Source organism: Streptomyces sp. NBC_00659 (genome assembly GCF_036226925.1).
GTDB lineage: Bacteria > Actinomycetota > Actinomycetes > Streptomycetales > Streptomycetaceae > Streptomyces.
Genome location: NZ_CP109031.1, coordinates 7,713,184 through 7,733,908 on the forward strand (window position 1 = coordinate 7,713,184; position 20,725 = coordinate 7,733,908).

General features: G+C 71.7%; 19 protein-coding genes and 1 pseudogene. 10 read left to right on the plus strand and 10 right to left on the minus strand.

Annotated features, from left to right (window positions below; genetic code table 11):
- Window positions 1-15 precede the first annotated feature (15 nt).
- Both OG410_RS33700 and OG410_RS33705 read right to left on the minus strand, forming a co-directional pair.
- Complete coding sequence (locus OG410_RS33700; RefSeq protein ID WP_329302560.1) at window positions 16-1,641, minus strand: aromatic amino acid lyase; 1,626 nt, start codon at window positions 1,639-1,641, stop codon at window positions 16-18.
- Between the two features lie 108 nt (window positions 1,642-1,749).
- Window positions 1,750-2,694: a glycine betaine ABC transporter substrate-binding protein gene (locus tag OG410_RS33705; protein WP_443063928.1), complete on the minus strand. Its 945-nt coding sequence runs from the start codon at window positions 2,692-2,694 to the stop codon at window positions 1,750-1,752.
- Window positions 2,695-3,054: 360 nt separating this feature from the next.
- Between OG410_RS33705 and OG410_RS33710 the strand changes: the two genes are divergently transcribed.
- Genes OG410_RS33710 through OG410_RS33725 form a run of 4 tightly spaced genes read left to right on the plus strand, consistent with a single transcriptional unit; the run spans window position 3,055 to window position 7,165 of the window.
- Window positions 3,055-5,610: an ATP-binding protein gene (locus OG410_RS33710; RefSeq protein WP_329302562.1), complete on the plus strand. Its 2,556-nt coding sequence runs from the start codon at window positions 3,055-3,057 to the stop codon at window positions 5,608-5,610.
- A 2-nt stretch (window positions 5,611-5,612) separates the two neighbouring features.
- Entirely contained in the window at window positions 5,613-6,086 is a 474-nt protein-coding gene (locus OG410_RS33715) for a roadblock/LC7 domain-containing protein (protein WP_326790727.1), read from the plus strand.
- A gap of 58 nt (window positions 6,087-6,144) precedes the next feature.
- Window positions 6,145-6,576, plus strand: a complete 432-nt coding sequence (locus OG410_RS33720; protein ID WP_329302563.1) for a DUF742 domain-containing protein — start codon at window positions 6,145-6,147, stop codon at window positions 6,574-6,576.
- Window positions 6,527-7,165, plus strand: coding sequence for a GTP-binding protein (locus tag OG410_RS33725; protein WP_442813977.1), 639 nt, complete (start codon window positions 6,527-6,529; stop codon window positions 7,163-7,165). The genes OG410_RS33720 and OG410_RS33725 overlap by 50 nt, the downstream gene beginning before the upstream one ends.
- A 98-nt stretch (window positions 7,166-7,263) precedes the next feature.
- Here OG410_RS33725 and OG410_RS33730 read toward each other — a convergent pair whose 3' ends face one another.
- The 4 genes from OG410_RS33730 to OG410_RS33745 all read right to left on the minus strand — a co-directional run bounded on the left by OG410_RS33730 (window position 7,264) and on the right by OG410_RS33745 (window position 10,791).
- On the minus strand, window positions 7,264-7,938 hold the full coding sequence (locus OG410_RS33730) for an ABC transporter permease (protein WP_329302564.1): 675 nt from the start codon (window positions 7,936-7,938) through the stop codon (window positions 7,264-7,266).
- Window positions 7,935-8,645, minus strand: a complete 711-nt coding sequence (locus OG410_RS33735) for an ABC transporter permease (RefSeq protein ID WP_329302565.1) — start codon at window positions 8,643-8,645, stop codon at window positions 7,935-7,937. The genes OG410_RS33730 and OG410_RS33735 overlap by 4 nt, the downstream gene beginning before the upstream one ends.
- Window positions 8,642-9,781, minus strand: a complete 1,140-nt coding sequence (locus OG410_RS33740) for an ABC transporter ATP-binding protein (protein WP_329302566.1) — start codon at window positions 9,779-9,781, stop codon at window positions 8,642-8,644. Before OG410_RS33740 ends, OG410_RS33735 begins: the two co-directional genes overlap by 4 nt.
- Window positions 9,782-9,984: 203 nt before the next feature.
- Window positions 9,985-10,791: a CDP-alcohol phosphatidyltransferase family protein gene (locus tag OG410_RS33745; RefSeq protein WP_329302567.1), complete on the minus strand. Its 807-nt coding sequence runs from the start codon at window positions 10,789-10,791 to the stop codon at window positions 9,985-9,987.
- A gap of 108 nt (window positions 10,792-10,899) precedes the next feature.
- Here OG410_RS33745 and OG410_RS33750 point away from each other — a divergent pair, with 108 nt between their 5' ends.
- From OG410_RS33750 to OG410_RS33770, 5 genes and pseudogenes are all read left to right on the plus strand, one after another.
- Window positions 10,900-11,880 carry a zinc-dependent alcohol dehydrogenase gene (locus OG410_RS33750; protein WP_329302568.1) on the plus strand — a complete coding sequence of 327 codons (981 nt, stop codon included), beginning with the start codon at window positions 10,900-10,902 and terminating at the stop codon, window positions 11,878-11,880.
- 137 nt (window positions 11,881-12,017) lie between these two features.
- Entirely contained in the window at window positions 12,018-12,416 is a 399-nt protein-coding gene (locus tag OG410_RS33755; RefSeq protein WP_328672536.1) for a 6-pyruvoyl trahydropterin synthase family protein, read from the plus strand.
- Complete coding sequence (locus OG410_RS33760; protein WP_329302569.1) at window positions 12,413-13,636, plus strand: glycosyltransferase family 4 protein; 1,224 nt, start codon at window positions 12,413-12,415, stop codon at window positions 13,634-13,636. The genes OG410_RS33755 and OG410_RS33760 overlap by 4 nt, the downstream gene beginning before the upstream one ends.
- Window positions 13,633-14,565: a class I SAM-dependent methyltransferase gene (locus OG410_RS33765; RefSeq protein ID WP_443063829.1), complete on the plus strand. Its 933-nt coding sequence runs from the start codon at window positions 13,633-13,635 to the stop codon at window positions 14,563-14,565. The genes OG410_RS33760 and OG410_RS33765 overlap by 4 nt, the downstream gene beginning before the upstream one ends.
- Before the next feature lie 281 nt (window positions 14,566-14,846).
- A pseudogene (locus tag OG410_RS33770) lies at window positions 14,847-15,572 on the plus strand (lysylphosphatidylglycerol synthase domain-containing protein); the annotation flags it as partial.
- Between the two features lie 137 nt (window positions 15,573-15,709).
- Here the strand turns inward: OG410_RS33770 and OG410_RS33775 are convergent.
- Window positions 15,710-16,471: a creatininase family protein gene (locus OG410_RS33775; RefSeq protein WP_329302570.1), complete on the minus strand. Its 762-nt coding sequence runs from the start codon at window positions 16,469-16,471 to the stop codon at window positions 15,710-15,712.
- Window positions 16,472-16,509: 38 nt separating this feature from the next.
- On the opposite strand from OG410_RS33775, the gene ribA reads away from it, so the two are divergent.
- Window positions 16,510-17,217, plus strand: coding sequence for a GTP cyclohydrolase II (gene ribA, locus OG410_RS33780; RefSeq protein WP_329302571.1), 708 nt, complete (start codon window positions 16,510-16,512; stop codon window positions 17,215-17,217).
- A gap of 78 nt (window positions 17,218-17,295) precedes the next feature.
- Here the strand turns inward: ribA and OG410_RS33785 are convergent, their stop codons facing one another.
- From OG410_RS33785 to OG410_RS33795, 3 genes are read right to left on the minus strand one after another with little or no spacing between them, the layout of a single operon-like run.
- The gene (locus OG410_RS33785) at window positions 17,296-18,522 is read right to left on the minus strand and encodes a serine hydrolase domain-containing protein (RefSeq protein ID WP_329302572.1); all 1,227 of its coding nucleotides are present in this window, start codon (window positions 18,520-18,522) and stop codon (window positions 17,296-17,298) included.
- 30 nt (window positions 18,523-18,552) lie between these two features.
- Window positions 18,553-20,034, minus strand: coding sequence for an MFS transporter (locus tag OG410_RS33790; RefSeq protein WP_329302573.1), 1,482 nt, complete (start codon window positions 20,032-20,034; stop codon window positions 18,553-18,555).
- Window positions 20,031-20,612 carry a TetR/AcrR family transcriptional regulator gene (locus OG410_RS33795; protein ID WP_329302574.1) on the minus strand — a complete coding sequence of 194 codons (582 nt, stop codon included), beginning with the start codon at window positions 20,610-20,612 and terminating at the stop codon, window positions 20,031-20,033. Before OG410_RS33795 ends, OG410_RS33790 begins: the two co-directional genes overlap by 4 nt.
- Window positions 20,613-20,725 lie beyond the last annotated feature (113 nt).

A 20,725-nucleotide genomic window follows, 5' to 3' on the forward strand; every position in this document is an offset into this window, starting at 1 on the left:
GGGACCGCGCCGACTCTAGCCCAGCCGTACGGGCTCCCACGCGTCGCCCGTGATTTCGGCGAACCCGTCCAGCAGGGCCGCGGCCACGGTCACGTCGTCGGTGAGGGGACGGTCCCGCATGTCCGGGTCCAGTGCCGCTGCCGCGCGTGCGTAGGCGCGGCCCGCCGGGGTGCCGGGCGCGGGCGGGGTGCCCCGCAGCCGCAACGCCCGTACGGCGGCGACGAGTTCGCAGGCCAGGACGAGCCGGTACGCCTGCGCCGCCCGCAGCGCCTTGCGGGCGGCCTGGGGCGCGAAGGTCGCCGCCTCCTCCATGCCCTGGGACAGCACGACATGCCCGAGCGAGGCCGGGGTGGCGCACCCCTGTATCTCGGCGAGGGCCGAGGCGGCGCTGTACTCCAGGATCATCATCCCGGACCCGGCTGAGGATGAGTCGGCCAAATAGGAGCGCAGTCCCGTCAGTTCGGGGCGGCCCAGGGCGGACAGCCGGGCCACCGAGAGCCGGGCCGTGCCGAGCACGGCGAGGGCGAGCTGGTCGAGCGCGAGAGTGAGCGGCGCGGTGAAGAAGCCGCCGTGATGCCGGGCGACGGGACGGTCCGTGATGTCGTCCCAGCCGATGAGGGGGTTCTCGGCGGCGGAGTTGAGGTCGATGGACAGCACCCGGTCCAGGCCGGACCACGCCTCCATCGCGGGGCCGTGAGCCTGCGGGAAGCACCGGAAGCCGAAGGGGTCCTGGACCCGTGCCGGCATTCCGTCCGGCAGCCCCGGTGCACCCGTGTCCCTGCCGGTCGTCGCGCCCAGCAGCCACCGGACGCGTGCCGCCACCTGCGCGATCGCCGGGTGCGCGTGGGCTTCGTGGACCTCCGGCGCGTACGGTTCGAGGGAGCCGTCCACCGCGTGCAGGGCCAGTGCGGCCACGAGGTGTGCGGCACGCAGCGGGACCCCGAGGTCGTGCCAGGCGAGAGCGGACTCCCCGAGGGTGAGGGCGTTGCTGCTCAACAGGGCCAGCGCGTCCCCGCGTCGCAGCGCAAGAGGCTCGGGGACCGGATGGTCCGCCAACGGGCCCTCACGCAGCGGACTTTCGAGCGACCACGTGTCATGGCCGAAGAGCGCGAGCCCCAGCCGGGCCAGCGCGGTCAGATCACCGGTGCCCACGGACCCGTACTCGAGCACCCGGGGACGCACCCCCGCTCGCAGTGCCTGCGCGACGGCCGCGGCGATCTCGGGGCCCAGCCCCGAACCACCGACCAGGAGTTGATTCGCGCGGACCACCATCATCGCGCGGACCCTGCGGGCCGGCAGGGCTTCGCCCACACCGCCCGCGTGGCTCAGCAGCAGCCGCAGATCGTGGCCCGCGCCGTCGTGTTCCTCGACGGCGAGTCCCCGGTGCGCTCCCACGCCGGTGCTGCGCCCGTAGACGCGGGCACCCTCGGCGGCCAGCCGCTGGGCCGCCCGGCGTGTGCGTTCCATCGCCTCAAGTGCCTTCGGGCACAGGGAGAGCGGCGTCGCCCCATCGGCGATCCGGGCCACCGTGGCGGCGTCGAGACCCCGGCCGTCGAGGACGACACCCGGCGGCGTGCTCCCGGTGGCCGGGCGGTCGGCGGCCGGGGCGCCGATGGCCGTGTCGGCCGTGCGCTCGAGCATGACGGACGTTCACTCCTCAGCCGTACGCGGTCGCCGTCGGGAGGCCGGGCCGGGAGGACACCCTCCCGGCCCTGGGCACTCGTCAGGCTGCCGGTGCCGGTGCCGACGTCAGCTCAGTCCCGCCGAGGCCAGCCAGTTCTTGGCCACGTCCAGCGGATCCTTGCTGCCGTCCTGCACCTCGCTGTTGAGCTTCACCAGGGTCTCGGTGTCGAGCTTCGCCGAGACGTCGTTGAGAACCGCGACTCCGGCCGCGGGCAGAGCGCTCTTGTATGTCAGGGGAGTGACATTCTCGAACCCGAAGAGATTCTTGGGATCCTGGAGCACGACGAACTTGTTCTTGCTGATTCCGGGGTCCGTCGTGAAGATGTCCGCGGCCTGGATGCTGTTCCCCTTCAGTGCCGCCACGGTCAGCGGGCCGCCCGCGTCCAGCGCCTTGAAACTCTTGAAATCGAGACCGTATACGGACTTCAGGCCCTTCAGGCCCTGCTGCCGGGTCTGGAACTCGGGCGAGCCGCCGACGACCAGGTTCTTCGCCACGTCGGCGAGGTCGCTGATGGTCGACTTGTCCGTGAGGTTGTACTTCTTGGCCGTCGCCTCGTTCAGGGCGACCGCGTCCTTGTCCTGGGCCTGGGACGGGATCAGCAGCGAGAGCTTGGGATCGAGCTTGGCCGAGATGGCCTGGCTGGTCTCCTCGACGGACGTCGGAGCGGCCTTGGCGTCCAGATAGGCGAGCAGCGCACCGTTGTACTCCGGAAGGACCGTGATCGTACCGTTCTTGATCAGACCGTACGTGGTCTCACGGCTGCCGATGTTCAGCTTGTAACTGACCTTTATGCCCTTGGACTTGAGGGCCTCGCCGTAGATGTCGGCGAGCAGGATGCTCTCGGGGAAGTTGTTGGAACCGACAACGACCGTACCGGCCTTGGCGGCGTCGCCCTTCAACGGGTCTTTGCCGTCCGTGTCGTTGGAGGAGCCGCAGCCCGTCAGCGCGGCAGCGGCCACAACCAGCAGGGAGACAGCGGAGGTTGCGGAGGTTCGAGTGCTTCTGGCGATGGTCACTTGGTCATCCAGACTTGGCAATCGGTGGGGCGTTGGTGGCTGGTGGGCACGGGGTGACGGTCCTGACGATCCAATCGAGCCGCCTCAAGTACCGTCAAGACACGAATAGATCACTGATGGGGACCGTACAGCTTCAGCCTGTAGGCGCAACGTGACCGAAACAGGAGCGAACCAGGCGTCTTCGCGTGCCACTTTTCGGTTGATCATGGCCGTACTCTGACGGCAGCCGCTAGTGTTGGCCGCGTCGAGGGCCCCCTTCCACTTGTCGGCCCGATCGCGCTGCTCGTGACCATGTGATCCATGCAGGCGGCCTGCTACGAGGCTTCCAACGGGGAATGAAGTCAAGGAGGTTGGGTGCCCGCGCACAGAAAAGCCGCCTCGGGGCAGCCGTCCAATGCTCTGAGGGCCGGCCGGACACCGTCTCTGCTGGACCGCTGGCCCTTCCGCCGGAAACTCAATGTTCTGGTGATCGTGCCGCTCGCGGTCATCTCCGTGATGCTCGCCTATGTCGTCTCCGGCGAGATCGGCCGGGCCCGGTCCGCCGCCGACACCGCCCAACTCGTCCGCGACAGCGCACAGGTGACGAAACTCATCGACGCCGTGCAGACCGAGCACCGGCAGGCCCTCCTGGTCTCGCTGCGCTACGAGGCCGCGCCCTCGGCGAAGAGCGCGCCGGACACCGCCGCCTACCTGGCCGCGCAGACGCATGTCGGCACCCGCATCGAAGCGGTCCGGGCCGCCTACGGCGACCGGCTGCCCGACGGCGAGGCCCAGGCGCTGAAGGAGCTCGAAGGCCTGGACAGCCTCCGCAAGACCGTCGAGCAGGGGCCGATCCCCGCCGACAACATCGACCCCGCCTACGGATCGGTGATCGAGGGGCTCATCGACGGCCTCGGTCTCGGCCGGTCGGGCAGCGAGTCCTCCGCGTCCGCGGGCAATCTGCTCGACGCGCTGCTGCGCGCCGACACCGCCCACGCGTCCTTCGAGACCAGCGTCTTCGCCGCCCGCACCCGTGACTCCAACGCGCTCATCGAGTTCACCGGCGCCGTCGGCGACTACGACCAGTACACCTACCAGGCCGAGCGGTTCACGCGGTTCGCCGGTACGGAACAGGGCAGCGACCTCGCTGAGATCGAGCACAGCCCGTACCAGAGCGTCATCACCCAGCACTGGGCCGCGCTCCAGGTCGACACCGGAGCGCTGGTCGCCGAGAACGCGACACAGCTGCGGGCCGCGCTCGACGAGGCGCTGCGCGCCGGTCCCACCTATGAGCGGCAGGCCGAGAACCGGCTGAAGATCGTCCAGTCGCTGATCGGCGGCATCGCGGGGAACGCCCAGTCCGCGTCGAACTCCGCCTGGTGGCGGGTGGTCTGGCTGATCGCCGGCATCCTGGCCGCCTTCGCGGCCTGGCTGCTGTTCTCCGTGCTGACCCGGCGTTCCGTGGTGCGCACCGTACGGACCCTCACGGCGGCGGCCCAGCATGTGGCCGGTGCCGCGGGGAGCGAGCTCGCCCGCGTCGCGGACGACGACGCCGACGACGCGAGCCCGCCGCGGCTGGAGGCCGTTCCCGTGCTGGTGCGCGACGAGATCGGTGAACTGGCCGAAGCCTTCAACCAGGTTCAGGTGACGGCGAGCGCACTGCTGGAACGCCAGGTCGTCAGCCGGCGCAACATCGCCGAGATGTTCGGCAACGTCGGCCGCCGGGTCAGCAATCTGACGGCCCGCCAACTCGCCCTGATCGACTCGGTGGAGCGCGGCGAGACCGACCCCGAGGTGCTGGACCGGCTCTACCGCATCGACCACATCGCCGTCCGTCTCCAGCGCAACGCCGACAGCCTCATGCTGCTCGCGGGGATCAGCGAGACCGGTCTGAACACCGAACCGATGCGGCTCAGCAACATCGTCCGTGCCTCGCTCGGCCAGATCGAGGGCTTCCAGCGGGTGACTCCGCACGCCGAGGGCGACGTCACCGTCGTCCCCGACATCGTCGGCGATCTGACCCTCATGCTCGCCGAACTCCTGGAGAACGCCGTGATGTTCTCCCCGGCGACCAGCGGCGTCGAGGTCGTCCTGCGGCCCCGGCACCAAGGGGGCGGAGCCCTCGTCGAGATCATCGACCACGGACTCGGCATGAGCCCCGAGCGGCTGGCGCAGGAGAACGCCCGGCTGATCCGGCGCGAGCGCCTCGACCTGGCGCCGACGGAGGTGCTCGGTCTGTTCGTGGTCGGCGGTCTGTCCCGGCGCTGGGGCATCGAGGTCGCCCTGTCCCGTACCCCGGGCGGCGGTGTCACCGCCACCGTCGCGGTGCCCGCGGCCCACCTCGTTCCCGGCGACCAGGCCGCCGCCGCGGTACGGGCCCCGCGGATGCAGCCGGCCGCGCGCCGTCCCGGCCCCGGTGAGCCGCGCAAGGCGCGGCTCGAGGCGCCGGCCGGACCCGCGGGCCTGCCCCGCAGGGTGCCCTCGCGGCCCCGTGGCGCCGAGCCCCCCAACCACGCCCGCCGTTCGGAGGCGGCGGACACCGGCGCCGAGCGCGCGACGACGCACGGCGGTGCCCGGCCCGGCACCGCAGCCGACCCGGCACCCACCGGCCCGGCGCGGTCCGGCGATACCGGTCCGCTGCGCCGCAGGGTGCGCGGGGCGACCCTGTCGGCCGGCACCGCCGCGAGCCGGCTCCCCAGACCCACCGAACCACCCACCCACCGCAGGCCGCCCTCCTGGCAGCCCACGGACGCCGAGGCCGCGCGCTCCGAACTCGACGAGTTCGAGGCCGCCGTGCTGCGGGCCGAACGCGAGAGCGCGACCGAGGACCACTCGACAGCGGTGACCCGGCCGGGTGGCAGAACCGGCGGTCCCACCGGGACCGGCACCCAGAACAGAAGACCCTCTTCCCCGGAAGGCATGAGCACGTGACGATGTGGACAGGCGGGCCCGAGTCCCGGACAGCGGAACCCGCGGCGGACGTGAAGGCCGCCGCTGCCGACTTCAACTGGCTGCTCAACCGATTCGCCACCGAGACGGCCGGGGTCGTGGACGTGATCGGTGTCTCCTCCGACGGGCTGCTCATCGCGGTGTCCCAACTGCGCGGCCAGGCCGACTCCGAGCGGCTCGCGGCGATCGTCTCCGGAATCACCAGCCTCGCCATGGGGGCCTCGGGCAACTACGGCCTCGGCAGCCTCAACAAGGTCATCATCGACCTGGAGGAAGGGCATGTGCTGGTGTCCGCGCTCGGCGCCGGGGCGGTGCTCGGCGTGGTCACCTCGAAGGAGGCGAAACTCGGCAACATCGCCTACGAGATGACCCTCTTCGCCAACCGGGCCGGTGCCGTGCTGAGTCCGCAACTGGTGATGGAGCTGAAGAGAACCGTGGGCGTCGCACCGGCCGGCTGATGTCCGACGGCGCGTCACATGACCGGTGACGCGCGCACAGGTGAAGGGGGAGGACGTGATGACGTCCGGCGAGCCATTGGCCGGCGGCGGCGCCGAACGGGGAGCGGAACGCCCCGCCTCGGTCGTCCGGCCGTTCCTGTTGACCGCGGGACGGATCGCCGGCGGCGACAGTCTCGTACCGCCGATCCCGATCGAGACACAGGTGGTGGCAACGAATGTGGGACTGGCGACGCTGGACCGCTTCGTCTTCGACCAGCACCGCGACATCATCATGGTCTGCCGTGAGCCGCAGTCGCTCGCGGAGATCGCGGCGAGGCTCCGGATGCACTTGAATGTGGTCCGGGTTCTCGCCGACGACCTGCGCGCCGACGGTCAACTGGCCCTGTACGCGCCGCAGGCCCGCTCCAACCGCGATGTCACTGTTCTGCGAAGGGTGATCGATGGTCTCCGAGCTGTCCCCGACTCCCGGGGCTCGATCCGTGAGGGATGACGACGGGCGTCCCCGGCCGCCGCTGCCGGTCAAGATGGTGATCGCGGGCGGCTTCGGCGTGGGCAAGACCACGACGGTGGGGGCCATTTCGGAGATCGAGCCGCTGACCACCGAGGCGTCCATCACCTCGGTCGCCGCCGGTGTCGACGACCTCTCCCACACCCCGGAGAAGGTGACGACGACCGTCGCCATGGACTTCGGCTGCGTCACCCTCGATCCGACCCTGAAGCTCTACCTGTTCGGGACCCCCGGCCAGGAACGGTTCGGGTTCATGTGGGACGACCTCGTCGAGGGCGCGCTCGGCGGACTAGTCATCGTCGACACCCGGCGGCTCGACGACTGCTACGCGGCCGTGGACTACTTCGAGCACCGGGACATCCCCTTCGCGGTGGCCGTCAACGCCTTCGACGGTCGGGTCGAACACGATCTGAACGACGTACGGTGGGCCCTCGACGTCGCCGACCATGTGCCGCTGACCGTGTTCGACGCCCGCGACCGGGGGTCCGTACGCGACGCCCTGCTCATCGTCCTCGAACACGCCCTGGCCAGGGCCGAGAGAGCGGCGCACACTCCGGGAGAGCGTCCCTGAGCGAGGGCACGTGCCGCCCGCAGGTTCCGGCCGGGACGAGGACGGGGACGGCCCGAAGGCCGTCCCCGTTGTGGTGGTACCGCTACCGGGTGGTGTCGCTACGCGGCGCGGCGCCTGCGTACGCCGGGTGAGACCGTCACCCGGCCCACGGCCCAGAACAGCACGAGGACGAGCAGTGCGAGAACGGCCGTGAGGGCGGCTCCGCCGGCCACCTTCTCGTAGTTGTGCTGGTACAGGCCGTCCAGGATGTAGCGGCCGACCCCGCCGAGGGACACGTAGGCCGCGATCGTGGCCGTCGAGACGATCTGGACCGTCGCCGAGCGCAGCCCGCTGAGGATCAATGGCAGCGCCGCCGGGACCTCGACCTGGAAGAGGATCCGTGCCTCCGGCATGCCCATGCCGCGGGCGGCGTCGACAGGGGAGGGATCCACGGTGCGGACCGCCTCGTAGGTGGTGATGAGGACCGGCGGGATCGCCAGTACCACGAGCGGGATCATCACCGGCACGATGCCGAGGCCCAGCCAGACGAACATCAGGACCAGGAGCCCGAAGGTCGGCAGTGCGCGCGCCCCGGCGGACACGAAGGCCAGGGCGTTGCCGCCGCGCCCGGTGTGCCCGGTGACCAGGCCGATCGGCAGACCGATGGCCGAGGCGATCGCGAGGGCCGCGGCCGTGTACTGGACGTGCTCCCACAGGCGCTGCGGGATGCCGTCGTAGCCGTGCCAGTGCGAGCCGTCGCTGAAGAAGGCCTGCATGAAGTTCAGTACGTTCACGAGGCGCCCTCCGTGAGGTCGGCGCCGGCGTCCGCGGTCGTGGCCCCGGAGCGTCCGGCGGCGCCGCCGGACGGCGGCTGCCAGGGGGTGAGGACCCGCCGCAGCAGGACCAGCAGGGCGTCGATCACGACCGCGAGGACGGCGATGGTGACCACCGCGGTCACGGCGAGCCGGGGGAGACCGTACAGCTGCGCGTAGGTCAGCAGATTCCCGAACGCGCCTTGGTTGCCGATCAGCGCGCCGACGCTCACCAGGCTGATGCTCGAGGCGACGGCCACACGCAGACCCGCCATGATCGCCGGTACGGCGATGGGCAGTTGGACCTGGAAGTAGCGGCGCACGACACCGATGCCCATGGCCGAGGCGGCGGCGTTCGTCTCCTCGGGGACCGAGCGCACCCCGTCGACCACCGCCGGGACGAGCACGACGAGGCTGTACAGGCACAGCGGGATCATCACGGTCAGCAGGCTCAGCCCGGTGTAGTCGATGAGCACCACGAAGAAGGCGATGGAGGGGATCGCGTAGAGCACCGTCGAGGTCCACAGCACCGGCGCGTAGAGCCAGTCGTAGTGGACGCACAGCAGTCCGATCGGCACGGCCAGCAGCAACCCGGCCAGCACGGGGACGAGGGCCTCCTCCATATGGAGGGCGATCAGGCCGGCATAGCTGTGCTGGATGGCGCTCGGAATGTGGAAGAACCCGTTCATCGCGCGGCCTTCGCCGTCGCCGTCTCCTGCGGGGCGTCCGCCGCCCGGCGCTTCCGGGCCGCCCGGATCGCCGCGGCGACCGTCTCCTGCCCGGCGACCCCGAGGACCTTCCCGGAGCCGTCGACGCCGACGGCCTGGCCGGTCGGCGACAGCACGGCACGGTCCAGCGCGACCCGCAGCGAGTCGCGGCCCACCTCGAAGCTCGGGCCGTACGGTTCGAGGTCCGCGACGTCTCCGCCCCAGGTGCCGGGGTCGGCCCAGCCGAGCGGCCTGCCGTCGGCGTCGGTCACCAGCACGGGCGTCCCTTCCGGGTCGCGTCCGGCGATCTCCCGCCAGTCGGAGCCGACGGGGAAGACCCGGGAGCGGTCGAGTCCGAGATCGCGGGTGGAGAGGAACGACAGACCGCGGATGCCCCGGTCCGCGCCGAGGAACCGTTCGACGAACGGATCGGCCGGCGCCGAGAGGATCTCGTCGGGGGCCGCGAACTGGGCGAGCTTGCCGCCGGTGCGCAGCACGGCGATGCGGTCGCCGATGGTGATGGCCTCGTCCATGTCGTGGGTGACGAACACGATGGCCTTGCCCAGTTCGCCCTGGATGCGCAGCAACTCCTCCTGGAGTCCCCGGCGTACGACCGGGTCGACCGCGGAGAACGGCTCGTCCATGAGCAGGATGGGCGGGTCGGCCGCCAACGCGCGGGCGACGCCGACCCGTTGCTGCTGACCGCCGGAGAGCTGGTACGGATAGCGGCGGGCCAGGGCCGGGTCGAGGCCGACCCGTTCCATCAGTTCCGCGGCGCGCTCCCGGGCGCGCTGCTTGGACCAGCCGAGCAGCCGGGGCACCGTGGCGATGTTGTCGACGATGGTCCGGTGCTGGAAGAGGCCGGCGTTCTGGATGACGTAACCCATGGAGCGGCGCAGGGTGTTGACCGGGCGGGTGCGGATGTCCTCGCCGTCGACCCGGATGGTGCCGCTGCTCGGCTCGATCATGCGGTTGATCATGCGGAGCGTGGTGGTCTTGCCGCAGCCCGAAGGTCCGACGAGAACGGTGATGGAGTGATCCGGTATCTGGAGGGACAGGCGATCGACGGCCACCGTGCCGTCGGAGTATCGCTTGCTGACATCTTCGATGGCTATCAAGCGTCGAAACCCTTCGGGAACGGCCTAGCCCGCGCGTGGCGCGATCACGTGCACGAGGGTGCGTAGTCTAGTCAGACGATGTTCGTTCCCGGCCATGACAGATCGTGAATGTCGTGCGTACGTCCGCTTTTCCCGGGCGCGCCCGGCCTCCCGGCCTCGCGGGATCCCGGTCAACTCCGCCTCGGGCCCGTACCGTTCGGTGATCAGCCCTCGGAACCCACGGGAGCCGAGCCCGCGGTGACCAGTTCCCGCGGGCGCTCGTTCTCCCGGAGCTGCGGGCTCCGCTCCGCGGGCCCGCGGCCACCCTGCCGCCACAGCCACGCGATGTCGCGGCCGAACGACCACACGAGCAGCGCGAGCGCGGTCAGCACGGCGGCCATCTCCGCGTCGTACGGCAGGAGTCCGGAGCCCGCGACCAGCAGGATGACGCCCTGGAGGGCCGCCACCGTCTTGCGCGCCATGCTCGGCGGCAGCTCGCCGTTCAGCCACGGCATCACCCGGGCGGCGGCGACGAACGCGTACCGCATCGTGCCGATCAGCAGCACCCACGGACCGAGGGACATCCCGACGTACACGCTCAGCACGAGGATCAGGAACGCGTCCACCTCCATGTCGAAGCGGGCGCCCAGGGCCGAGGACGTGCCGGTCCGCCGGGCCACCTTGCCGTCGACGCCGTCGAGGATCAGCGCGACCGCCGTCAGACCGACCAGCAGGCTGACCGGCGGCGAGCTCTCGAAGGAGTCCGCGACCAGCGCGGTGACTCCGCCCACCAGGATCGCGCGGCCGAGCGTGACCCGGTTGGCGGGTCCGAAGGAACGGGGCTGTGTGCGCCGCAGCGCGCGGGTGAGCACCGCCCAGGTGGCGAACGCGAACACCAGGCCGGTCAGCCAGCCCGCGGGCCCCATCCCGATCGCCGTGCCCAGCAGGGCCAGGACCAGGAGCTGCACGCCGGCTCCCACCATGGTCTCCTGCTGGGGAAGCCTTGCGCCGTACATGTTGTTCAGGGCCACCGCAGATCCTCCGGCCGAATGACAGATTCGATCAACGCCGCGTACCGTGTGCGCGACTTGTCACTGCTCCGTACGTGAAGATCTGCGGAATCGTTCAGGGGGACGCTCATGGAACTCACAGCTCGCGCCTTCTGGCTCGCATCTCCGGGCCACGGCGAGATCCGTGACATCACCCTCAACGCGCCCGCGCAGGACGAGGTACTGGTCCGTACGCTCTACTCCGGAGTCAGCAGGGGCACCGAGACCCTCGTGTTCCGCGGGGGAGTCCCGGAGAACCAGCACGCCTCGATGCGCGCGCCGTTCCAGGACGGGGATTTCCCCGCACCCGTGAAATACGGCTATCTGAGCGTCGGCCAAGTGGAGGAAGGACCCGCGCATCTGCTCGGGCGGACGGTCTTCTGCCTCTACCCGCACCAGACGCGGTACGTCGTCCCGGTGAGCGCCGTGACCGTCGTACCCGAGTCGGTGCCCGCCTCCCGCGCCATCCTCGCCGGCACCGTCGAGACCGCGGTGAACGCCCTGTGGGACGCGGCCCCGCTCATCGGCGACCGGATCGCCGTGGTCGGCGGCGGCATGGTCGGCTGCTCGGTCGCCGCGCTGCTCGCCCGTTTCCCCGGGGTGCGCGTCCAGCTCGTCGACGCCGACCCGGCACGCGGTGCCGTCGCCCGCGCGCTCGGCGTCGATTTCGCGCTCCCCGAGGAGGCCGGGGGCGAACTCGACCTCGTCGTGCACGCCAGTGCCACCGAGGCCGGACTCAACCTCGCCCTCGGCCTGCTCGCCCACGAGGGGACCGTCATCGAACTGAGCTGGTACGGGGACCGCCGGGTCGCCCTGCCGCTTGGCGAGGCCTTCCATTCGCGTCGGCTGACCCTGCGCAGCAGCCAGGTGGGTTCCGTCTCCCCCTCCGGCCGGGCCGGAAGGACGTACGCGGACCGTCTGGCGCTCGCCCTCGAACTTCTCGCCGAACCGGCCTTCGACGCCCTGATCACCGGCGAGTGCTCCTTCGGAGAACTCCCGGACGTGATGGGGAAACTGGCCTCCGGATCGATACCCGCCCTGTGCCACCGAGTCGCCTACGAAGAGGTTTGAGCCGACGAGAACCGGCCTGACCTCTACGGACTCCGAAGAAAGGGCGACACGCGGCTGAACAAGGTGAACCGGGCAGCCGTACTACACGACGTGATCCCGGCAGGGGATCAGACGCACCGCACCTGGAGGGTCGTCCGTTGTTCAGCATCACCGTCCGCGATCACCTGATGATCGCCCACAGCTTCCGTGGCGAGGTCTTCGGACCCGCGCAGCGCCTCCACGGGGCGACGTTCCTGGTGGACGCCACCTTCCGTCGCCCCGAGCTGGACGACGACAACATCGTCGTCGACATCGGACTGGCCACGCAGGAGCTCGGCGCCGTCGTGAGCGAGTTGAACTACCGCAACCTCGACAGCGAGCCGGACTTCAAGGACACCAACACCTCGACCGAGTTCCTGGCGAAGGTCATCGCCGACCGGCTCGCCGACCGCGTGCACGCCGGAGCCCTGGGCGCGGGCGCCCACGGCCTCGCCGGCATCACCGTCACCCTCCACGAGTCGCACATCGCCTGGGCGAGTTACGAGCGTGCCCTGTGACCGACGTGACCCTCGACAAGGCGTCCGTGCCGTCCGGGCGTGCCGCCACGGTCACCGGACCCGGCGCCCTGAACTACGTGCCCGTGCAGAACGCGGCTCTCAAGAACGCCGAGATCATCCCCATGTCCCTGCGCACCGTGCACTTCGTGATGCCGGGCGGCGTCGACGACCCGGCCACGCCGAGCGGCGGCAACGCCTACGACCGCCGGCTCTGCCTCGACCTGCCCGGCTTCGGCTGGCAGGTCGAGCGGCGCATCGTCGCCGGCGAGTGGCCCCGCCCCGGTGCCGCCGCCCGTACGGAACTGACCCGGACCCTGGCGGACCTGCCCGACGGCACGGTCGTCCTGCTCGACGGGATCGTCGCCTGCGGAGTCCCCGAGATCGTCGCTCCCGAGGCGGACCGGCTGCGTCTCGTCGTCCTCGTCCACCTGCCGCTCGGCGACGAGACGGGACTCGAGCCCGCCGTGGCCGCCGAGCTGGACGCCCTGGAGCGTACGACCCTGCGGGCCGTGTCCGCCGTCGTCGCCACCAGCGAATGGGCCGTCCGCCGGCTCGTCGCCCATCACGGCCTCGCCCCCGACCGGGTCCACGCCGCGGCCCCCGGCGCCGACATCGCACCGCTCGCCTCCGGCACCGACGGTGTCTCGCGGCTGCTGTGCGTGGCCGCGGTGACCCCGCGCAAGGGCCAGCACCGGCTCATCGAGGCCCTGGCCACCGTCACCGACCTGCCCTGGAGCTGCGTCTGCGTCGGCGGTCTGGCCCAGGACCCGGCCTACGTCGACCATCTGCGCGCCCTGATCGCCCAGCACGGCCTCGGCGACCGGCTGCACCTCGCCGGACCGCAGGCCGGCGCCGAACTCGACGCCAGCTACGCCGCGGCCGACCTCATGGTCCTCACCTCGTACGCGGAGACCTACGGCATGGCCGTCACCGAGGCCCTGGCCCGCGGCATCCCCGTGCTCGCCACGGACGTCGGCGGTGTGCCCGAGGCCGTCGGACGCGCCCCCGACGGCGGGGTGCCCGGCATCCTCGTCCCCCCGGAGGACCCGGCGGCCCTGGCCGCCGAGCTGCGCGGCTGGTTCGGCGAAGCCGACGTGCGGCGCCGGCTGAAGGCCGCCGCCCGCGGACGCCGTGCCGCGCTCGACGGCTGGGCCACCACCGCGCGCAGCCTGGCCGGTGTGCTCGGCCGGCTGCCCCAGGAACCCCGGAGGGCGGCGTGAGTACCGCGACGACCCCCGCGAGCGGGCCGGACTCCGGCATCCCCGAGGAGAAGGTGAGGACGGGCGTGCCCGGTCAGCGAGTCGGGGACCCTGACGCCGAAGAGGTGCGCTACGCGCCCCAGTGGCTCCAGCTGCGCGAGCCCGCCGACGCCGCCGCGCGGGCGGTCGACCTCCTCGACCCGCTGCGCATCCGGCTGGCCAACCGGCCCGGGCGCGGCGACCTGGCCATCCACGACCTCGGCTGCGGCACCGGCTCCATGGGCCGCTGGCTGGCGCCCCGGCTCGACGGCGCCCAGCACTGGATCCTGCACGACCGCGACCCGTACCTGCTGCACTTCGCCACCGTCGGGGCACCCAAGGCGGCGGCCGACGGCAGCCACGTCGGCGTCACCACCCAGCGTGGCGACATCGGGCGGCTGACGACGGACGCCCTGGCCGGCGCCTCCCTGGTGACCGCGTCGGCGCTGCTCGACGTACTCACCGCCGAGGAGATCGACCGGCTCGCGGCCGCCTGCGCCGGCGCGGGAGTGCCCGCCCTGCTGACGCTGTCCGTCGCCGGCCGGGTCGAATTCACCCCGGCCGACCCGCTGGACGCCGAGATCACCGAGGCGTTCAACGCCCACCAGCGGCGCGGCGACCTGCTCGGCCCGGACGCCGTCACCGCCACCTGCGAGGCGTTCGCCCGCTACGACGTCACCGTGCGGGTGCATCCGAGCCCCTGGCGGCTCGGCCCCGACGAGGCCGCCCTCACCGCGGAGTGGCTGCGCGGCTGGGTCGCCGCGGCGGTGGAGGAACGCCCCGAGCTGGCCGGACCGGCGGAGACGTATCTGGAGTCGCGCCTGGCGGCGTGCGCCGCGGGCGAGCTGCGGGTCGTCGTCCACCACAGCGATGTGCTGGCGCTGCCCCACCCGGTCGGGGGTGCGGCGTGAGCGCGGGCCTGGAGACACTGGGACCGGCCGCCGCGGCGGCCGTGACCCCGGACCTCGACGGCCCGCACCTGAACATCCCCGCGGAGTCCGGCGCCTCGAGGGCGCCGGGCCCCACGGGTACGGGACCGGGGTACGTCCCGGCCGAGGGCTCCGGGAGTCCGGCGGCCGAGGAAACCCCCCGGGTCCGGCGCGTGTCCGGACGTGTGCGCAAGCACTTCGGTGCCACGGCCGGCGTCCTCATCCTCGGAGTGCTGCTCTGGCGGCTGGGTACCGGGGTGTTCGTGGACGGGCTGCGGCGCATCGACGGGACCACCCTGACGGTGGCGATGGCGATCGGGCTGCTCACCACGGTGTTCAGCGCCTGGCGGTGGTGCCTGGTCGCGCGCGAGCTGCGCATCGAACTCCCGCTGGGCGCGGCCGTCGCGGACTACTACCGCGCGCTGTTCCTGAACGCCGCGCTGCCCGGCGGGGTCCTCGGGGACGTGCACCGGGCGGTACGGCACGGACAGAGCGCCGGCGACATCGGCCGGGGCGTGCGCTCGGTGGTGCTGGAACGCACCGCGGGACAGGCCGTGCTGGTGGCCGTCGGCGCGGTGGTGCTGCTCACCCAGCCGTCACCCGTGCTCGCGCAGGCCCGCGAGGCCGCGCTGATCCTCGCGCTCGTCTCGGTGGTCGGCGCGGTGGCCTTCGGCGTCGTCCGCAGGCGTCGGACCTCTTCGGCCACCGGACGGTACGGAGCCGTCCGCGGCGCGCTCGTCGAGGCCCGGGGTGCCCTGCTGGCCCGGCGCAGTTGGCCCGGCGTGACGCTCGCGTCGGTCCTGGTGCTCGCCGGTCATCTGGCGATGTTCGTGCTCGCCGCCCGGGCCGCCGGATCCGGCGCGTCCGTCGCCCGGCTGACGCCGCTGGCCCTGCTGGCCCTGCTGGCCATGGGGCTGCCGCTGAACGTCGGCGGCTGGGGCCCCCGCGAGGGCGCCACCGCCTGGGCGTTCGGCGCCGCCGGGCTCGGCGCCGGCATGGGTCTGACCGTCGCGGTGATCTACGGCGTGCTCAGCCTCGCGGCGAGCCTGCCCGGCGCCGTGGTCCTGGTCGTCCGGTGGGGTGCCGCGCTCCGGCGCCCCCGGGAGGAGAGCGCGGGAGGGCCTGATCAGTGCAGCGTCTCGGACGTCACCAAGGAGAAGTACGCCCCGAAGGCTTCGGCCAGCCCGGCGAGGAGTTCCTTCCCCTTCTCGGCGCCGGCCATCGAGGGACGGCCGATGACCCCGGACTCGGTATAGCCCGACATGCCGAGAGTGAGCAGATGCCGACGGTCGTCGGCCACGAAATCGGAGGTCTCATAACCGTCTTTGACGCATTCCGGATGGGCGTGCAGGAGAATGGACGTCTCGATTTCTCCCGCGTGCATATCCGTGAGCAACGACGTCTGCACACCGGCTCGTTCACACGCGCCTTCCCAGTCCTCCATGGCGGGGAAAAGCGCCATGCGTGTACCGGTGCCCTCGGATTCCTGGACCACATTGCCCAGAACGTAATTCCCCCCGTGCCCGTTGACCACGACCAGGGTGTCGACGCCCGATCGCCGCAACGAAGCGGCGATGTCCCGGACGACGGCGTACAGGGTGACGGCGGAAATGCTGACGGTGCCCGGCCAGGCCGCGTGCTCGTGCGAGCACGAGATGGTCACCGGAGGAAGAAGATGCACCGGATAGGCGGCCGCGATCTCCCGCGCGATGGCGCACGCCACCAGTGTGTCGGTCGTCAGGGGCAGGTAGGCGCCGTGCTGTTCGAGGCTCCCGACGGGAAGGACGGCGACCTGGCGGGCGACACCGGCCCCCCGCTCGCGGACATCCTCCGTGGTGTCCAGTGACAGCACACCGGACTCCATCACGCGCGTTCCCGAACTACTCATCTTTCACGGCCCTTTCGACTCTGCTTAGGAACCAGATCATGACAGATAACTTTGGCGTACTCGGCGGGAATGCCCACCTCACAGGTGTCGAACGAGTCGTGATTGCCCCGCTGCCCACCGTGTACGGCGATTTCCACGCCGTCGGCTTCCTCGACCACGACCGCGGCGAGGAACAAGTCGTCCTCGTGTACGGCGACCTGGACACCCTTGGAAAGGGGGACGTACTGACCCGGCTGCATTCCGAATGCCTCACCGGCGACTCCTTCGGATCGCAGCACTGCGAGTGCGGCCCCCAGCTCACCGCCTCGCTGCAGGCCATCGCGACCGAGGGCCGCGGCGTCCTCGTCTACCTGCGCGGCCACGAGGGCCGGGGCATCGGCCTGCTCGCCAAGCTCAAGGCGATGAAGCTCCAGGCGGAGGGGCTCGACACCGTCGAGGCGAACGTCGCCCTCGGCCTGCCGGTGGACGCCCGCGACTACCGGGTGGCGGCGGAGATGCTGCACGACCTCGGCGTACGGTCCGTGCGGCTCCTGTCGAACAACCCACGCAAGCGTGAGTCGCTGCTGCGCCACGGCATCAAGGTCGCCGAGCAGGTGCCGCTCCTGATACCGCCGTGCGAGGACAACCTCACCTATCTGCTGACCAAGCGGGAACGCCTCGACCACTACCTGCCCCACCTGGACGGCGAGGAGTGGGCCAAGGCGATCTTCGCCGGGTCGGCGAAGACGGTCATCACCGAGGAATGACCGAAGACGGGCGTGCGGTCACGGGGCGGTCCGGATCAGGGCCCCGGACCGCCCCCGCCTCGGACGACTCCGCGGTGATCAGGGCCGTACCGCCTCGTGCACCAGCCGCTTGAGGTCGGGGAAGACCGAGTGTGAACCCTTCGGGCGCAGTTGGCTCAGGAACTGCACGGTCAGGTCGTGCCGCGGGTCGACCCAGAAGGTCGTGGTGGCCACCCCGCTCCAGCCGAACGCGCCCTCGGCGGCAGGCGCCCGGGTGACGGCCGGGTCCACGACGACCGAGAGGCCCAGGCCGAAGCCGAGGCCGGCGTTGCCGGGTTCCTGGTGGACCGGGCTGCCGAAGGAGCGCCGGTCGGCGTTGCCGGGCAGCTGGTTGGCCGCCATCAGGTCCACGGTCCCGGGGCGCAGCAGACGCGTTCCGTCGAGTTCGCCGCGGCGCCGGAGCATCTCCATGAAGCGGTGGTAGTCGCGGGCCGTGGCGACCATCCCCCCGCTGCCGGACAGGAAGCGGGGCCGGCCGCGCAGCGGGAGACCGGAGATCGGGGTGAGTTCTCCGTCGTCGTCCTCGCCGTACAACTCGGCCAGTCTGCCCGCCTGTTCGTCCGTGACCTGGAAGCCGGCGTCAGTCATCCCGAGCGGCCCGAGGATACGCCGGTGCAGGAAGACGTCGAGGTCCTGGCCGGACACCACCTCGATGACACGGCCGAGGACATTGGTGGCCACCGAGTAGTTCCACTGTGCGCCCGGCTCGAACTGGAGCGGCAGCCCGGCGTACACCTCACAGGTCTCGGCCAGGTCGGCGTCCGGGGCCACCGAGGACTCCACACCCGCGTCGCGGTAGAGCCCGTCGACGGGGTGCGCGTGATAGAAGCCGAAGGTCAGGCCCGCGGTGTGGGTGAGCAGGTGGCGGATCAGGATGGGCTGTCGGGCAGGCCGGGTCGTCGTGTCCGGTCCGGACCCGCCGACGTACACCCGTGGTTCGGCGAAGGCGGGAAGGAAGTCGGCCACCGGGTCGTCGAGTCCGAGGCGGCCCTCTTCGAGCAGCATGAGCGCGGCGACCGAGGTGACCGGCTTGGTCATGGAGTAGATCCGCCACAAGGTGTCGCTCTCCACCGGGAGTTCCGCCGCACGGTCGCGCCGGCCGTACGTGGTGAGGTGGGCGACCTGCCCGTGCCGGGAGACGGCGACCAGGAAGCCGGGGAGCCTGCCGTCGTCGACCAGAGCGGCGAAGTGCCGGTCGAGCCGGTCCAGCGCCTCGGGGTCGAGGCCGACGGATCCCGGCTCGACTTCCTGTCGCAGATGTCCCATGGCTCTCCCTCGGACCGTGGCTCGTGTCCCTCATCGTCCCAAACGGGCTGGTGACGCGTCGCGCGGGCTTGCCCGGACGGTCCCCACGGTGTCCTTGTGCCCCGGAAGCCTCAGGGCGAGCAGGGTTCCCGCCGCGGAGAACAGCGCGAGCGCGGTCAGCGGGGGGCCGACGGCGGCACCGGGCGTCAGAGACATCAGCGTGGCCGCCACCGCGATCCCCAGCGTGGGGCCGATGTTCATCGCCGTCTGCTGCAGTCCGCCCGCCACACCGGCCGACGCCGCGGGGGCGTACCGCACCGCGACCGCCGTCGTCGTCACCATCACCGTCACGAAACCGGCACCCAGCAGCAGGAAGCCGCAGGCGACGGGCAGGGCGGTGGACGCCGGTCCGAGCCGGCCCAGGAGCAGGACGCCGAGCGTGAGGACGAGCGTTCCGGCCACGGCGGTCAGCCGCGGGCCGATCCTGCGCATGAGGACGGCGGCGAGGGGAGCCCCGAGCACCATCATCACTCCGGCGGGCAGCGCCCGCAGGCCGGTCTCCTGCGGGTCGAGACCCAGGGTGCGCTGGAGGAAGTAGCTGGCGACGAACAGGGTGCCGAGCAGCGCGGCGGACACGGCCACCAGGGTGCCGAGCGCCGCGCCGATGGCCGCCGAGCCGAGGATCTCCGGCGGTACCAAGGGGTTCGCGGCCCGGCGCTGCCAGCGTACGAACGCGGTGCCGGCGGCGGCCACCAGGGCCGCTCCGGCCACCCTCGCCGCCGTCCAGCCGGTTTCGGGTACGGCGACCAGGGTGTGCACCAGGGCCACCAGGGCGACGGTGAGCAGACAGGCTCCCGGCACGTCGAGGCCGTCGGCCGCCGACGGGCGGACCGTTCTCCTCCCCGGGTCGGCGGGCGCCCGGACACCGAGCGCGGCCGCGCCCATCGCCAGCGCGGGCGGTACGTTGAGGAAGAAGACGGACCGCCATCCGAAGTGGCCGACCAGCGCGCCGCCGAGCAGCGGACCCGCGGCCGCGGCGATCCCGATGGCGCTCGCCCGCAGCGCTATGGGCGTCCCGAGCCGGTCGGGCGGGTACGCGGCGCGCAGCATGCCGAGCGTGGCCGGTTGCAGCAGCGCGCCGAAGACACCCTGGGCGACCCGCAGCGCGATCACCCAGCCGATCCCGGGCGCGAGACCGATTCCGGCGGACGCCGCCCCGAATCCCAGGATGCCGAGGGCGAAGATCCGCTGGTGCCCGTAGCGGTCGCCGAGGCGTCCCGCGAACACCAACAGGCCCGCCACCGCGATGAGATACCCGGTGCTGGTCCACTGGACCTGCGCGAACGAGGCGTGCAGGTCGCCCTGGAGCGCGGGCTGCGCGACGGTGAGGACCGTGCCGTCGAGGGCGACGATCACGGCGCCGACGACGCTGCTCGCGAGGGTGATCCGGCGGTGTGCCGCCCCTGGACGGGCCGGGCGCGCGGCCGCCGTGGGGGTGACGCTGTCGGAGCCGGGGGAGCCGGGGGCAGTCATCGTTCCTCCGGTCCGAGGTGCGCGTCGAGTGCCGCGTGCAGGAGGGGTACGAAGTCGTCGGCGCCCGTGGTGAGTTTCAGGCTTCCCCAGCCCCACAACTGGGCGATGCCGTGCAGGTTCGCCCACAGGGCACCCGCGAGGACGCGGGCGTCGGCCTCCGGACGCACCCGGCCGACAAGGTCGACCAGCGCCCCGAACAGCGGCAGGCTCGTCTCGCGGAGCCCCAACTCGTTGCTCTCCAGGAGATCGTGACGGAACATCAGCTCGTACATGCCACGCTGGGACAGCGCGAAGTCCAGGTAGATCTTCGCCAGGGTCGTGAGCCGGGCACGGGGGTCGCCCCCGCCGTCACCATCAGCCTCCGTCGTCCGGGCCCGGAGGTCGGCGAAGCCGCGGCGCGCGATGGCGGACAGCAGCTCCAGGTGGGTCGGGAAGTAGCGGCGCGGGGCGCCGTGCGAGACCCCCGCCCGGCGGGCGATCTCCCGCAGCGTCAGCGCCTGCGAGCCCTCCCTCGTCACGAGATCGACTCCGACGTCGATCAGACGCGTCCTCAGCCCGATGGTCTCCCGTTCACTCATAGACGCTGTCTACCAGGAACGAGTAGACACTGTCTACTCGTGTGCGCGATGAGGGACGGGCCCGGAAGGAGGTCGGCGCGGAATGACGTGCCGGATCCCGAGCGTTGAAACAC